The organism is Rhizobium sp. SYY.PMSO (assembly GCF_046840415.1).
Lineage (GTDB): Bacteria > Pseudomonadota > Alphaproteobacteria > Rhizobiales > Rhizobiaceae > Rhizobium.
In genome coordinates this window covers 1,420,932-1,435,717 of record NZ_CP177349.1, presented here as the reverse complement: position 1 = coordinate 1,435,717, position 14,786 = coordinate 1,420,932, and the positions used below count along the sequence as shown (strand labels likewise).

General features: G+C 61.0%; 11 protein-coding genes. 7 read left to right on the top strand and 4 right to left on the bottom strand.

What is annotated here, in order from left to right; genetic code table 11:
* Positions 1-165: 165 nt before the first annotated feature.
* Positions 166-993 (bottom strand): ferritin-like domain-containing protein, encoded by an 828-nt coding sequence (locus ACJJVH_RS06985; protein WP_112797496.1) that lies wholly within the window; start codon positions 991-993, stop codon positions 166-168.
* A gap of 4 nt (positions 994-997) precedes the next feature.
* Positions 998-1,480, bottom strand: a complete 483-nt coding sequence (locus ACJJVH_RS06980; protein WP_113356827.1) for a peroxiredoxin family protein — start codon at positions 1,478-1,480, stop codon at positions 998-1,000.
* A 129-nt stretch (positions 1,481-1,609) separates the two neighbouring features.
* On the opposite strand from ACJJVH_RS06980, the gene ACJJVH_RS06975 reads away from it, so the two are divergent.
* On the top strand, positions 1,610-5,029 hold the full coding sequence (locus ACJJVH_RS06975) for a DUF3971 domain-containing protein (RefSeq protein WP_412064981.1): 3,420 nt from the start codon (positions 1,610-1,612) through the stop codon (positions 5,027-5,029).
* Between the two features lie 476 nt (positions 5,030-5,505).
* On the opposite strand, the gene tyrS is transcribed toward ACJJVH_RS06975, so the two are convergent.
* Positions 5,506-6,762 carry a tyrosine--tRNA ligase gene (gene tyrS, locus ACJJVH_RS06970; protein WP_113371373.1) on the bottom strand — a complete coding sequence of 419 codons (1,257 nt, stop codon included), beginning with the start codon at positions 6,760-6,762 and terminating at the stop codon, positions 5,506-5,508.
* A gap of 340 nt (positions 6,763-7,102) precedes the next feature.
* Between tyrS and ACJJVH_RS06965 the strand changes: the two genes are divergently transcribed.
* Positions 7,103-7,621, top strand: coding sequence for a GNAT family N-acetyltransferase (locus ACJJVH_RS06965; protein WP_112797492.1), 519 nt, complete (start codon positions 7,103-7,105; stop codon positions 7,619-7,621).
* An 81-nt stretch (positions 7,622-7,702) separates the two neighbouring features.
* Here ACJJVH_RS06965 and ACJJVH_RS06960 read toward each other — a convergent pair whose 3' ends face one another.
* Positions 7,703-8,380 (bottom strand): alpha/beta hydrolase, encoded by a 678-nt coding sequence (locus tag ACJJVH_RS06960; protein ID WP_112797490.1) that lies wholly within the window; start codon positions 8,378-8,380, stop codon positions 7,703-7,705.
* A gap of 233 nt (positions 8,381-8,613) precedes the next feature.
* On the opposite strand from ACJJVH_RS06960, the gene ACJJVH_RS06955 reads away from it, so the two are divergent.
* The 5 genes from ACJJVH_RS06955 (at position 8,614) to ACJJVH_RS06935 (ending at position 14,775) form a co-directional block, all read left to right on the top strand.
* On the top strand, positions 8,614-9,780 hold the full coding sequence (locus ACJJVH_RS06955) for a cysteine desulfurase family protein (protein WP_412064980.1): 1,167 nt from the start codon (positions 8,614-8,616) through the stop codon (positions 9,778-9,780).
* Between the two features lie 146 nt (positions 9,781-9,926).
* Positions 9,927-11,396 (top strand): Fe-S cluster assembly protein SufB, encoded by a 1,470-nt coding sequence (gene sufB / locus ACJJVH_RS06950; protein ID WP_113371205.1) that lies wholly within the window; start codon positions 9,927-9,929, stop codon positions 11,394-11,396.
* Positions 11,397-11,465: 69 nt separating this feature from the next.
* The gene (sufC, locus tag ACJJVH_RS06945; protein WP_112797484.1) at positions 11,466-12,221 is read left to right on the top strand and encodes a Fe-S cluster assembly ATPase SufC; all 756 of its coding nucleotides are present in this window, start codon (positions 11,466-11,468) and stop codon (positions 12,219-12,221) included.
* A 22-nt stretch (positions 12,222-12,243) separates the two neighbouring features.
* On the top strand, positions 12,244-13,518 hold the full coding sequence (gene sufD / locus ACJJVH_RS06940; protein WP_112797482.1) for a Fe-S cluster assembly protein SufD: 1,275 nt from the start codon (positions 12,244-12,246) through the stop codon (positions 13,516-13,518).
* A 15-nt stretch (positions 13,519-13,533) separates the two neighbouring features.
* The gene (locus tag ACJJVH_RS06935) at positions 13,534-14,775 is read left to right on the top strand and encodes a cysteine desulfurase (protein WP_412064979.1); all 1,242 of its coding nucleotides are present in this window, start codon (positions 13,534-13,536) and stop codon (positions 14,773-14,775) included.
* The last annotated feature ends 11 nt before the right edge of the window (positions 14,776-14,786 follow it).

The following is a 14,786-nucleotide window of genomic DNA, read 5'->3' as shown; positions in this document are numbered from 1 at the left end:
TGATGTCGCTGCTGTTTGCCGAAAACCCGGTTTTGAGGCTTTGCTGTCACCGAGACTCTCCCAATCGATGCCTTGTGGCATTCGTTGGAAGTACACGCCATTATGGTTAACGAATGCTTTCCTGGTCCATGCTAGATACTGGAAAAGTCCTTTGATTTTAGTAGATTATGCATTGCTTGTGGATGTGAGCGAACGATAGAAGGAGGGTGTCAACCCTGCTTCCGCGCGGGCGATATCGTTGAACGGCGCTTTCAGCGAGCCGCGGAAGTTGGCACGCACCAGTTCCTGGAAGGTCCGGGCCGGATCGCGTTTCTCTCGCGCGCACAGAAAGCGGAACCATTTGGCGCCGACGGCCACATGGCCTTTCTCGTCATTGTAGATGACGTCGAGGATGGCGGCGCTTTCCAGATCGCCGGTTTCGCGCATCTTCGCCTGCAGCGCCGGCGTCACATCCAGCCCTCTGGCTTCGAGGATCAGCGGCACGACGGCGAGGCGGGCCGTCAGATCGGTGCGGGTCGCATGGGCCGCCTGCCACAGGCCGTCATGGGCCGGCAGATCGCCATAGTCGGCGCCCAATTCGCGCAGGCGGGCGCGCACCATGCGAAAATGCTTCGCTTCCTCGAAGGCAACCTGCATCCAGCCGTCGAAAAACGAATTCGGAACGGGCCCGGTCGCGAAACGGGCGACGATATCCAGCGCAAGATCGACGGCATTGAGCTCGATATGGGCGATGGCGTGGAGCAGTGCGATGCGGCCCTTGAGCGTATGCAGGGACCGTTTTTCCATATGTTTGGGCGGAACGAGCTCCGGTCTGTCGGGCCGGCCCGGGCGGTCGGCCAGCGGCGGATCGAGCGGCGAGCGCAGAGACAGGGTGCGGGCAAACCAGCGTGTTGCCGATTCCTGGGCAAGCGTGGTTTTCAGGTCGAGGTCGGCCGACCGGATGGCGGCGATGGCGCCGCCGCGCAGCGAGGTGATCGTTTCGGGACTGGCCATGCCGTCAGAGTTCCTTCGCAGCCGCCAGAACGGCCTCGGCATGTCCCGCAACCTTGACCTTGTCCCAAATCCTGGCGATTCGGCCGTCGGCAGCGATCAGGAAGGTCGAGCGCACAACCCCCATATAGGTGCGGCCATACATGCTCTTTTCCCGCCAGACGCCATAGGCGATCGCCATCGTCTTTTCCTCGTCCGACGCAAGCGGAACGGAAAGCGCGTGTTTCCTGACGAACTTGTCGTGGCTTTTCACCGAGTCCGGCGAGACGCCGAGAAGGGCGGTGCCCGCCTTGTCGAAATCGGCTGCGAGCGCCGTGAAGGAAATCGATTCGGTCGTGCAGGCCGAGGTGTCGTCCTTGGGGTAGAAATAGACGACCAGCGGTTTTCCGGCAAAATCGGCAAGACGTATGCGCCCGCCGCCATCGCGCGGAAGATCGAAATCCGGTGCTTTGTCGCCAATGTCTAGTTGAACTGGAAAAATTTCCGTCACGGGAAAACCTTTCTTTTGCCGGTTTTTTGGATGACACTTAATGGAAGCCATATATACTGCCCACGTATGCCGTCCAATGGGACGCAGCGTCACCAAAAAAATCGAGAAGAGCGAAAGGCACGCACAGGAGTGATCCGAGGCGAAAAGGTAACATTCCGCAAAAAGGATCTCGTGTCGCTCGACCATCTGCCGTCCGCTCAGGTCGAAGATCCATTGATCGTTCATGTGCCGGAGCGCTCTCGCCGCAGTCGCTCGCATGTCTGGCATGTCTGCCGGATGACGCTGGTTTTCTTCGCATTTCTCGCCATCATCCTGGGCGCGGTCATCGCAACCATCGAAAGCGGCCTTTTCGACGAGCCGTTGTCGCAGAAGGCGCAGACGGCGCTCGATCAGGCCATCGGGCCGCGTTACAAGGCCGAAGTCGGTGCGGCCGCGGTCCGGTTCACGTCCGGCTTGCGGCTGGCGCTGGAAGCGCGCGACGTGAATGTCCTCGATCAGGACAGCGGCAAGCATCTTTCTACGATGTCGACCGTCAACATGGAGCTGGATCCGCTGGCGCTCATCGAAGGACGGGTCGAAGTGGCCAGCGTGGCGGCGGAGGGCATTGCGCTCGATACGTCGCTGCTGCCGCAGGGAGACCCGGTCGATCTGACGGCCTTGCGCGTCGACGCGCTGCCGCTGGCGTTGAACGCAGCCTTCGACAATCTGGATTTTCTGGAGCATTTCGTGCAGCGCGGGGGAACGAACTCCGTGCGTATTTCCGGCTTCTCCATGAAGCTGGCGCGTCAGGAAGGCGATCCCATCTCCCTTGTGGTCGACAATCTGACCTTCGAACGCGCCGAGCCGAATTTGCTGCATCTCTATGGCAAGGTTGCCGTCAATGGGTCCGTTGCGACTTTGGATGTGAAGGCGAATCAGCAGGAGGCGGGCCATAGTTCCTCGCTGATCGCGAAAATCTCCAATCTCGACCTCAAGCCGCTTACGATGGCCTACGATCCAAACGGCACGCCGCGGCAGGGCATCATGAGCTTTGCCGACGTCACGCTTTCGGCCGTCAAAGGCGGCTCGGGCGTCGATCCGAAGCTCGAGGCTTCCGTCGACGTTCAGCCCGGCGTGATCTATATGGATCGCGACGAGGAGGAACTGACGCAAGGCAACATCAACCTCGCCTACAATTTCGATCACCAGACGCTGGAGATCGCTCCGTCGAAGGTACAATTCGTCCGCACTATGGTTCCTTTTTCCGGCGCGCTCATCGATCTCGATCGTATCGATGCCAGCGCGGGCAAGGGATTCGGCGTTGATTTCGTGATCAAGAACGGGATTGCCGCCTCATCCATATCGGGGGAAAAGCCGGTCAGCTTCGATGGTCGCGCCGTAGGACGCTTCCTGGCCGCGACCAAGGAACTCCAGGTCGACAATCTCGGCATATCCACGCCGCAAGGCGCGCTGTTCGGCTCCCTGCATATGAAGCTCGGCGACAGCTCGCCGGAGATCAGTTTCGGCGGCCGCGCCGACAAGCTGGACACGACGGTCGTCAAACAGCTGTGGCCGTACTGGATGGGATCGAAGCCCAGGACCTGGGTCGAGGGCAACCTCTTCGGCGGTTCGGTAAGCAATGCCGTCATATCCGTTTTCATTCCCGCAGGAAGGCTGAGGGAGGCGGCGCAAAGCGGCAAGCTGCAGCTAGGCAAGAACGAGCTGCATATCGCCTTCGACGTCGACGGAGCCCGCCTGAACGTGCCCGGCGAGATTCCGCCGCTGCGCGATGCCAAGGCCCATTTCGATCTGACCGGTCCGGTTATGAATGTCGATATCGACACGGCCACCTCCTATTTTCCGACCGGGCGAACGATCACGCTGAATGACAGCAGCTTCTCGATACCGGCCACCTACGACAAGCCGCTGATGGCCGATCTCGCGCTGACGATATCCGGTTCCGGCGACGCCATAGGCGAACTTCTGACGTACAAGCCTCTCGAGGTGCTGCAGAGGACCGAGTTCAAGCCCGATGATTTCAACGGAAAGATCGTTGCCAAGGTCGATGCCAGGATCGGGCTGATCAACGACCAGAATCCGCCGCCGCCGGATTGGCAGGCGAAGCTCGAACTCAACAACGTCGATTTGCTGAAGCCGATGAACAACCGCAAGATCAGCAATCTCAGTGGCGAGATTTCGGCCGATCCGCAATCCGTGCATCTACAGGCGCAGGCGCAGATCGATGGCATTCCCGCGCAGATCGACATGGTGGAGCCGACCGACAGCAAATCGACCGCCAAGCGCAGTCGCGTGATAACGGCGACGCTCAGCGATACGCAACGCAATGCGGTTTTGCCGGGCCTGCGCGATATGATCGACGGGCCCGTCAAGGTGGAGCTGACCCGCATCGACGACGATCGCCAGGGGGTCAAGGTCGATCTCGGCAAGGCAACGCTCACGGTTCCATGGGTCGGCTGGTCGAAGGGGGTCGGTATTCCGGCGACGGCTCAGTTCGAGGCGTCCGGACCGGATAGCCAGACCGCCTTGAAGAACTTCACGCTCAAGGGGGATGGCTTCGGTGTCGGCGGCGATCTTCTGATCAGCAAGGGAAGCCTGTCGTCGGCCAGCTTCGACAGCGTGAAGCTCTCGGCGCTCGACGATTTCGCGCTGTCGGTGAAGCGGAGCAGGGGCGGTGGTTATGACGTTTCCGTGTCGGGCAATTCTGCGGATATCCGTCCGATCCTGGCCCGCCTGAAGACATCGACATCCGGCGGACAGCAGGGTTTGGGAAGCGATGAGGCGGCGAGCGCGACCGTCCGGGCCAACCTCGACAAGGTTATCGGCTTCAACGACGAGACGATCGGTAATCTGAAGGGCGTCTATTCCATCGCCGGCGGCAAAACCACGGCTGCGGATTTTTCCGGCGTGACGCGCAGCGGCGAGGCGCTCGTCACGCAGATGAGCAAGGGCAGCAACGGTGTCATCCGCATCACAAGCGGCGACGCCGGTGCGGTGGCGCGCTTTACCGATCTTTACAAGCACCTGAAGGGCGGCCTGTTGAATTTGTCGCTGCGCTCCATCGGACAGGACGATTGGGATGGCTCGCTGGATCTCCGCAACTTCGCGATCATCGATGAAAAGAAGCTCTCGACTATCGTCTCGACGCCGAGCGGCAAGAATGGAAAGAGCCTGAACTCGGCTGTGAAGCAGAATATCGATACGCGTTCGCAAAGCTTCGGGCGCGGCTTCGCGCGGCTCGTCATGCGTGACGGCGCGCTTTCGGTCGAAAACGGCGTCGTGCGCGGCGTGCAGGTTGGCGCGACATTCCAGGGCACACTGAAGGATGCCAATGGCAAGATGGACCTGACCGGCACCTTCATGCCTGCCTATGGCCTGAACCGGCTGTTCGCGGAAGTCCCGATCGTCGGATTCATCCTGGGCAACGGTAGCGACCGCGGCCTGATCGGCATCACCTTCCGGCTGACCGGCAGCTTCGACAAGCCGAACATGCAGATCAACCCGCTATCGATCATCGCGCCGGGCGTGTTCAGGCAGATATTCGAATATTGATCGGGCTGATTGCGTGCCGGCCGCCGGCTCGCGTCCGATGACGCGGGCGCTGCACGGCAGATCATTTTCCTCCGCCAATCGCTGGCGTATGCGGTCCGCTCCGCCGGCCATGCGTCGGGCGAATGGCCGATCCGGGTCCACGAGGCGCCAGAAAGGAGCGGTGCCGTTCTGGCTGATCCGCACCAGATGTCTTTGAACGGTGACGGGACAGCAGGCATCCGCTCCATATTGCCTTGCCAGCGCTTGTCTTACGCCGGCAATATCGGACAATTGGCCCGGAGGCGCGGCCCAGAGCGCCCGCGCGACCATGTCTTCGCTGGGGATCAACGAGCGGGCAGGCCGCGATCCGACACACGCCGCTGCCGAATTGCTTCAGGCAAGGCGACCCATGGATCGCGCGATCGTACAAAGCGGCAGAAAGCAACAAAGCCGGCGGGGATACGCCGGCTTTGTTCGTCCCAGGGCTGTCCGGCAGCTCAGGCGGCCGGGCGGATCAGAATATGCTTCTTCTTGCCGAGCGACAGCTTGATGACGCCGTCGGCCGTGATTTCGCCGCTGCCGATGACCTTGCGCTCGTCGCTGACGGCTTCATCGTTGATGCGCACCGCGCCACCCTGAACGTGGCGGCGAGCTTCGCCGTTGGAGGCGGCAAGGCCGGCGCGCACGATGAGGGAGAGAAGCCCCATGCCGGCGTCGAGTTCGGAAGCGGGAACGTCGATCGACGGCAGGTTTTCGGACAGGCCGCCTTCCTCGAAGGTCTTGCGCGCCGTTTCGGCCGCTTGTTCGGCTGCGGCGCGGCCATGCAGGATTGCCGTCACCTCGGTCGCGAGGATCTTCTTGACCTCGTTGATCTCGGAACCGGCGAGCGCCGAGAGGCGGGCGATCTCGTCCATCGGCAGCGTCGTGTAGAGCTTCAGGAAGCGCGAAACGTCGGCGTCTTCGGTGTTGCGCCAGTATTGCCAGAAGTCGTAGGCCGAGAGCAGGTCGGCATTCAGCCAGACCGCGCCGGTGGCGGACTTGCCCATCTTGGCGCCCGAGGCCGTCGTCAGCAGGGGCGAGGTCAGCGCGAAGAGCTGCGGCGTCCCCATGCGGTGGCCGAGGTCGATGCCGTTGACGATGTTGCCCCATTGATCCGAGCCGCCCATCTGCAGACGGCAATCGTAGCGCTTGGCCAGCTCGACGAAATCGTATGCCTGCAGGATCATGTAGTTGAATTCGAGGAAGGACAGCGATTGCTCGCGGTCGAGGCGCGTCTTGACGCTGTCGAAGGACAGCATACGGTTGACCGAGAAGTGGCGGCCGACGTCGCGCAGGAATTCGAGGTAGTTCAGCGAACGCAGCCATTCGGCGTTGTTGATCATCAACGCGTCTTTCGGGCCTTCGCCATAGTTGAGGTAATTCGAGAAGCAGCGCTTGATCGAAGCGATGTTGCTTTCGATCGTATCGATCGTCATGAGCTGGCGGGACTCTTCCTTGAAGGAGGGGTCGCCGACCATGCCGGTGCCGCCGCCCATCAGCGAGAGGGGCCGGTGGCCTGTGGCCTGCATCCAGTGCAGCATCATGATCTGGATCAGCGAGCCGGCGTGCAGGCTCGGCGCCGTCGGATCGAAGCCGATATAGGCCGTCACGGTTTCCTTGGCGAAGAGGGCATCGAGGCCGGCTTCATCGGAAATCTGATGAATGAAGCCGCGCTCTTGCAGGGTGCGCAGGAAATCGGATTTGAACTCAGCCATGATTTTGGTCTCTCGAAGCTGCATCCGTGGAGGATGCGGCGAAGTCGCTGTTGTTGAAATGTCGCGGGGCGCGTTTAGCACCGATTTACCCACACGTCATCATTTTGGTGGGCGTTACGTCAAAGTTTCGGGTGCCGCGGCAGATTGCAGCCGTGTTTCTCAGGCAATTTTCATTCCCGCGAGTGCGCTCACGGGCCGCCGAGACTGAACCGCGGATGGACGGTCCCTGCTTGCACGTTTTGAAATTATGCGCTCCATGTAACACGTCTTCGCCAATTCGTGGCGGCATGGCGGAAACGTGCCGCAGGTTTTTATTGCTGTTGCGAAAATGGGTAAGCAGATGAGTGATGCCACCATACTCGAAACTCCGCGTCTTGTGCTGACGATGTGGGACAAGGGCGATGCCGAGCTGATTCGGCAGCTGCATTCGACGATCGAGACGACACGTTATCTTTCCGGTGCGGCCCCGTGGACACTGGAAAAGGCGGAGGAGCGGCTGAAAAGCTGGTTTGGCGAACAGGCGCGTGATGGCGTGACCAAATACAAGCTGCTGAGGCGCGAGGACGGCCGCTTTATCGGCCGGGCCGGCTTTTCACGCTTTCACGAGGAAGATGGCAGGGGCGAGTTCGAACTCGGCTATTCGATATGGCAGAATGCCTGGGGCAACGGCTATGCGACCGAAATTGCCGATGCGCTGGCGCAATGGTTCTTCAGGCGCGGTTTTGCCAGGCAGTTCATCGCCTTCACCCATCCGGAAAATTCCGCATCGCAACGCGTCTTGCGAAAGATCGGCATGCAGGACCACCCGCCGCTAACCATCGACGGGATTCTGTGCCCGACTTTCAGAATGGCCCGGTAAAGGGCGAGTGTTCCTGAAGCGCGCCGCGATCCTTCGGATCCGCTTCCTGCGCTTCAGGTCTTCGATCCTGCGCGACGTGCGTCAGCGGATGCGCTTGGCCGCCGGTTCCGGCACCAGCTCGCCGTTCAGGCGGCGGTCGAGATAATCCTCGCATTCGCCCAGCAGCGTTTCGACCTGGCCGTTGAAGAAATGGTTGGCGCCCGAGACGATCTTGTGCGTGATGAGGATGCCCTTCTGCGTCTTCAGCTTCTCGACGAGGCCGTTGACGTCCTTTTCCGGCGCGACTTTGTCGGCGTCGCCGTTGATGATCAGGCCGGACGACGGACAGGGGGCGAGGAAGGAGAAATCGTAGATGTTCGGCTGCGGCGCGATCGACATGAAACCTTCGATCTCCGGGCGGCGCATGAGCAGCTGCATGCCGATCCAGGCGCCGAAGGAATAGCCGGCAACCCAGCAGCTCTTGGAGTCAGGATGAAGGCTCTGGACCCAATCGAGGGCCGATGCCGCATCGGAAAGCTCGCCGGCGCCGTGATCGAACTCGCCCTGGCTGCGGCCGATGCCGCGGAAATTGAAACGAAGCGTCGTGAAACCGCGCTTCTGGAACATATAGAAGAGCTGGTAGACGACCTGATTGTTCATCGTGCCGCCGAATTGCGGGTGGGGATGAAGAATAATCGCGATTGGGGCGCTCTTCTCCTTGGAGGGTTGATAGCGGCCTTCAAGGCGACCAGCGGGGCCGTTGAAAATTACTTCGGGCATCGATACTCCGGCTCTTCTTTTTCTGCGTTCAAACCCAACGGCACGCAGCAAGTTGACTTGACGAATGCGCTCATCTTTTCTAGAACGCAGTTTAGAACAATTCGAAACTTGATGCGGTGTTCCGCGCGTTGTGTGTGCAACGGTTTGTGGAACGTGTCATAAGGCATGCTCGGCTGAAATTTCAAGGAAAATGAGCCGGCCGCAGCAAAGCAACGTCGCGCAGGAAGAAGATTATGGCGGCAACACGCCTTTATCTCGATTGGAATGCTACTGCGCCGCTTCATCCGGCGGCGCGCGATGCAATGCTGCGTGCGATGGATATTCAAGGCAACCCCAATTCCGTTCATGGCGAAGGTAGGGCGGCGCGCGCTGCTGTCGAGGCCGCACGCCGGCAGGTTGCAAGCTTGACGGGCGCGGAACCGGCCCATGTGATTTTCACCAGCGGCGCCACCGAAACGGCCAACATGGTGCTGACGCCGGAATTTCGCATGGGGCGGACGCCGCTGACGGTCAGCCATCTTTATGTATCCGCCGTCGAGCATCCGGCCGTGCGCGAAGGCGGTCGCTTTGCCGGGGATGATGTCACCGAAATCCCGGTAACGAGGGATGGGACGGTCGATCTTGCTGTGCTCGAAGGCCTGCTGGTCTCCCATGACAAGGCAAGCGGTCTACCGATGGTCGCGATCATGCTCGCCAACAACGAGACCGGAATTCTCCAGCCCGTCGCCGAAGCGGCCAAGCTGGTCCAGGCCGCGGGCGGTCTCTTTGTGGTGGATGCCGTTCAGGCAGCTGGTCGCGTTCCGCTCGATATCAATGCCATCGGCGCGGATTTCCTGATCGTGTCCTCGCACAAGATCGGCGGCCCAAAGGGTGCAGGCGCGCTCATCACGCGCGGTGAGGTGCTGATGCCGAAGCCGCTGATCCACGGCGGCGGGCAGGAGAAGGGCCATCGCTCGGGAACGGGAAATACGCTTGCTATCATCGGCTTCGGCGCGGCAGCTGGTGCAGCGCTTGAAGAGTTCGAAGCCCGGAATGTCGCAATCGCCCGATTGCGGGACCGGCTGGAAGACGGCATGCGGCAGGTCGCGCCGGACGTAATCATCCATGGGGAAAAGACCGGCCGCGTTCCGAACACCTGCTTCTTTACCCTGCCGGGGTTGAAATCCGAGACCGGCCAGATCGCCTTCGATCTCGAAGGTGTCGCCATATCGGCCGGCTCCGCCTGCTCGTCCGGCAAGGTCGGCGAGAGCCATGTGCTCGCGGCGATGGGGTGCGACCCCAAGCTCGGAGCTCTCCGCATTTCGCTGGGATCCGCCACGACGGAAGCCGATATCGATCGGGCAATCGCGGTTTTGGCCCGGATCGCCGGCAGGCGCAAGCTGGCGGGCGCGGCGGCCTGACGGCCACAATTTTGCGGAAACACAATTTTCCGCTTGCCAAGCGGGATGAAAAATCCCTTTTGGCCGACTACATAGGGGGCAGACATAAGTCTGCCGCAACGTTGACAAGCTGCCGGACCTTGGATCCGGCGAGATTGGAGAACGAAATGCCTGCAGTCCAGGAAACGGTCGATCAGGTTCGCCAGATCGACGTGGACCAGTATAAGTATGGTTTCGAGACCACCATCGAGGTGGAAAAGGCTCCCAAGGGTCTCTCCGAAGACATCATCCGCTTCATCTCCGCCAAGAAGCAGGAGCCGGAATGGATGCTGGAATGGCGCCTCGACGCCTATCGCCGCTGGCTGACGCTGGAAGAGCCCACCTGGGCGCGCGTCGACTATCCGAAGATCGACTTCAACGACATTTATTATTATGCCGCGCCGAAGAGCACGTCGGGACCGACCTCGCTTGAGGAGGTCGATCCGGAGCTTCTGAAGGTCTATGAGAAGCTCGGCATTCCCTTGCGTGAGCAGGAAATCCTTGCCGGCGTCAAACAGTCGAAGATCGCGGTCGATGCCGTGTTCGATTCCGTTTCGGTCGTCACCACCTTCAAGGAAGAGCTGAAGAAGGCCGGCGTGATCTTCATGTCGATCTCGGAAGCCATTCGCGAGCATCCCGATCTGGTGCGCAAATATCTCGGCTCCGTCGTGCCGACGACGGACAATTTCTATGCGACGCTGAATTCGGCCGTCTTCACCGACGGTTCGTTCGTCTTCGTGCCGAAGGGCGTTCGTTGCCCGATGGAACTGTCGACCTACTTCCGCATCAACGAAAAGAACACCGGCCAGTTCGAACGCACGCTGATCATCGCCGAAGAGGGAGCTTACGTCTCCTATCTCGAAGGCTGCACGGCGCCGCAGCGCGACGAAAACCAGCTGCACGCCGCTGTCGTGGAACTGGTTGCGCTCGATGATGCCGAGATCAAGTATTCGACGGTGCAGAACTGGTATCCGGGCGACAAGCACGGCAAGGGCGGCATCTACAACTTCGTCACCAAGCGTGGCGATTGCCGTGGCCACCGTTCCAAGATCTCCTGGACGCAGGTCGAGACCGGCTCCGCCATCACCTGGAAATATCCGTCCTGCATCCTGCGTGGCGACGACAGCCGCGGCGAGTTCTACTCGATCGCGGTTTCGAACGGTCATCAGCAGGTCGATAGCGGCACGAAGATGATCCATCTCGGCAAGAACACGTCGAGCCGCATCATCTCCAAGGGTATCGCCGCCGGCGTCTCGCAGAACACCTATCGCGGTCAGGTCTCGGCCCATCGCCGCGCGACCAACGCCCGCAATTTCACGCAATGCGATTCGTTGCTGATCGGCGACAAGTGCGGTGCGCATACGGTGCCCTACATCGAGGCGAAGAATTCGTCCGCGCAGTTCGAGCATGAGGCGACGACCTCGAAGATTTCCGAAGACCAGCTGTTCTACTGCCTGCAACGCGGCATTCCCGAGGAAGCGGCGATCGCGCTGATCGTCAACGGCTTCGTCAAGGAAGTGTTGCAGGAACTGCCGATGGAATTCGCCGTCGAAGCGCAGAAGCTGATCGGTATCTCGCTCGAAGGCAGCGTCGGCTGACATTCGCATACAAACCAGTTCTGGCGCGCCGAGCGCGCCGCACGTCCATTCCTTCGTTAGGATTCTACAATGCTTGAGATCAAGAACCTGCACGCCCGTATCGCCGAAGACGGCACCGAGATCATCCGTGGCCTCAACCTGACCGTGAAGGCGGGCGAAGTTGCCGCCATCATGGGCCCGAACGGCTCCGGCAAGTCGACGCTGTCCTACATTCTCGCCGGCCGTGACGATTACGAAGTCACCGAAGGCGACATCCTTTATAACGGTGAGAGCATTCTGGAGCTCGACGCTGCCGAGCGCGCCGCCAAGGGCATCTTCCTGGCCTTCCAGTATCCGGTCGAAATTCCGGGTGTCGCCACCATGCAGTTCCTGAAGGTGGCCCTGAACGAACAGCGCAAGGCACGCGGCGAAGACGAACTGACGACGCCGGATTTCATCCGCCGCGTCAAGGACGCCGCGGCCAAGCTGCAGATCAACATGGACATGCTGAAGCGCCCGCTGAACGTCGGCTTCTCCGGCGGTGAAAAGAAGCGCGCCGAAATCCTGCAGATGGCGCTGCTCGAGCCGAAGCTTTGCGTGCTCGACGAAACCGACTCCGGTCTCGACATCGACGCCTTGAAGATCGTCGCCGATGGCGTCAACGCGCTGCGTTCGCCCGACCGCGCCGTGATCGTCATCACCCACTATCAGCGCCTGCTCGACTATATCGTTCCGGACACCGTTCACGTCCTCTACAAGGGCCAGGTGATCAAGTCCGGCGACAAGACGCTGGCACATGAGCTCGAAGCCAACGGCTATGCCGACATCATCGGAGCTGCAGCCTGATCGGGGCGGAAAGGACACGTCGATGAACATTCAGACGACGAACCGCCTGACCGCTGCGGAAACGGCGTTGATCGAGGCGTATAACGACCAGTTGGGCGATCTGCCCGGCGATGGCGAAGTCTTCGCCGTCCGCGACCGCCTGCTGGACGAGTTGAAAACCGCGGGCCTGCCGACGCGCCGCGTCGAGGCCTGGCACTACACCGATTTCAAGAACCTGTTGCGTCTGGTTCCCAGCGACATCGGCAAGGGCCTTGTCGAGGCGCTGCCACCGACGGTGGAGGGATCTTCCGTTCTCACCGTTCTTCAGGGCAGGGCGAACGAGAAGGCGACCGTCAAGAATCTGACGGTCGGACGCTATGCCGACAGCCTAGTCAACGGCACGGCTGCCGCGGGACTCGAAGCGCTCGGCAAGGATGACGCCGTCGGGCGCATCAATGCGAGCTTCGTGCGTGATGGCTATGTCATCGATCTGCCCGACGGCACGGAGCTGGAGGCGCCCGTGGAGGTGCAATTCGTCCATGCCGGCGGCCAGATTCATAGCCGCCTGCCTGTCAACTTCGGCGCCGACGTCAAGGCGACGCTCATCGAGCGCCATCAGGCCGTCGAGGGTGCAGCTGCGCTCGTCTCATCGGTCAGCGAAGTCAGGATCGGCGAGCGGGCCGACGTGACCTGGATCATCCTGCAGGAGCAGGGAAGCGAGGACACGCATCTCGGCCAGATCCGCGTCGATCTCGGCACGGACGCCAGGCTGAGACTGTTCGTCATCAATGCCGGCGGCAAGCTGGTGCGTCAGGAGCTGCACGTCAAGGTGACGGGCGAGGGCGCCGATCTCAAGATTCGCGGCGTCAACCTGCTGGGTGGCGACACCCATACGGACGTGACACTGGTGCTCGGCCACGACGTTCCGCATACCGGCTCGACGGAAATCGTCCGCAACGTGGTCTTCGACCGTGCCCGCGGCGTCTTCCAGGGCATGATTCGCGTGGCGCCCGATGCACAGAAGACGGACGCGCGCATGGCTTGCAATACGCTGCTGATGTCCGACGATGCCGAATTCTCGGTGAAGCCGGAACTCGAGATCTTCGCCGACGACGTGCAGTGCGGCCACGGCGCCACCGTTGCCGATATCGATGGCAATCATCTGTACTACCTGATGGCGCGCGGCATTCCGAAGAACAAGGCGCGCGCCATGCTGGTCAACGCCTTCGTGGCGGAGATCGTCGAGGAACTGGAAGACGAAGCCCTGGTCGAGGCGCTGGAAGGCGTTATCTCCGAATGGCTGGAAAAGCACGCCTGATTGGAGGCAAAGCTCGTGGACAAGATCGTGCCGGCAACGGCCTATGACGTCGAAGCCATTCGCCGGGATTTCCCGATCCTGGCGAAAACGGTGAATGGCAAGCCGCTGGTCTATCTCGACAATGGCGCGTCGGCACAGAAGCCGCGGGTCGTCATCGACGCGATTTCCCATGCTTATTCCGAGGAATATGCCAATGTGCATCGCGGCCTGCACTTCCTGTCCAACGCGGCGACGGAAGCGTATGAGGCGGCTCGCGAAAAAGTGCGCCGCTTCCTGAATGCCCCCTCGGTGGACGATATCGTCTTCACCAAGAATTCGACGGAGGCGATCAATACGGTCGCCTACGGCTGGGGCATGCCGAAGATCGGCGAGGGCGACGAGATCGTCGTTTCCATCATGGAGCATCACTCCAACATCGTACCCTGGCATTTCATCCGGGAGCGGCAGGGAGCCAAGCTCGTCTGGGTGCCGGTCGATGACGAGGGCGCGTTCCATATCGAGGATTTCGAAAAGAGTCTCACGGAGCGCACCAAGCTCGTCGCCATCACCCATATGTCGAACGCGCTCGGGACGGTCGTTCCGGTCAAGGAAGTCTGCCGTATCGCTCATGAGCGCGGCATTCCCGTGCTGATCGACGGTTCGCAGGGTGCGGTGCATATGCCTGTCGACGTGCAGGATATCGATTGCGACTGGTACGTTATGACCGGTCACAAGCTCTATGGCCCCTCGGGTATCGGCGTTCTCTACGGCAAGAAGGAGCGGCTTGCCGAGATGCGGCCGTTCCAGGGCGGCGGCGAGATGATCTTCGACGTCACCGAGGAAAACGTCACCTATAACGAGCCGCCGCACCGCTTCGAAGCCGGCACGCCGCCGATCGTTCAGGCAATCGGCCTCGGTTACGCGCTCGACTATATGGACAGCATCGGCCGCGAGGCGATCGCCCGTCATGAAGCGGATCTTGCCACCTATGCGGCGGAACGGCTGCGCGATATCAATTCGCTGCGCGTCATCGGCACGGCGCCTGGCAAGGGCGGCATCTTCTCCTTCGAGCTTGCGGGAATTCACTCCCACGACGTCTCGATGGTGATCGACCGACAGGGCGTTGCCGTCAGAGCAGGGACGCATTGCGCCCAGCCGCTCTTGAAACGCTTCGGCGTTACCTCCACATGCCGTGCATCGTTCGGCCTGTACAACACGCGCGCCGAGGTGGATGCTTTGGCGGATGCGCTGGAATATGCGCGCAAGTTCTTTGCCTAAGGAGGCAAGTG

Coding starts and splice junctions, on each gene's coding strand:
- ACJJVH_RS06955 (WP_412064980.1), top strand. CDS start 8,614: ATGGCGGCAACACGCCTTTATCTCGATTGGAATGCTACTGCGCCGCTT.
- ACJJVH_RS06985 (WP_112797496.1), bottom strand. CDS start 993: ATGGCCAGTCCCGAAACGATCACCTCGCTGCGCGGCGGCGCCATCGCC.
- sufB (WP_113371205.1), top strand. CDS start 9,927: ATGCCTGCAGTCCAGGAAACGGTCGATCAGGTTCGCCAGATCGACGTG.
- ACJJVH_RS06965 (WP_112797492.1), top strand. CDS start 7,103: ATGAGTGATGCCACCATACTCGAAACTCCGCGTCTTGTGCTGACGATG.
- sufD (WP_112797482.1), top strand. CDS start 12,244: ATGAACATTCAGACGACGAACCGCCTGACCGCTGCGGAAACGGCGTTG.
- sufC (WP_112797484.1), top strand. CDS start 11,466: ATGCTTGAGATCAAGAACCTGCACGCCCGTATCGCCGAAGACGGCACC.
- ACJJVH_RS06960 (WP_112797490.1), bottom strand. CDS start 8,380: ATGCCCGAAGTAATTTTCAACGGCCCCGCTGGTCGCCTTGAAGGCCGC.
- tyrS (WP_113371373.1), bottom strand. CDS start 6,762: ATGGCTGAGTTCAAATCCGATTTCCTGCGCACCCTGCAAGAGCGCGGC.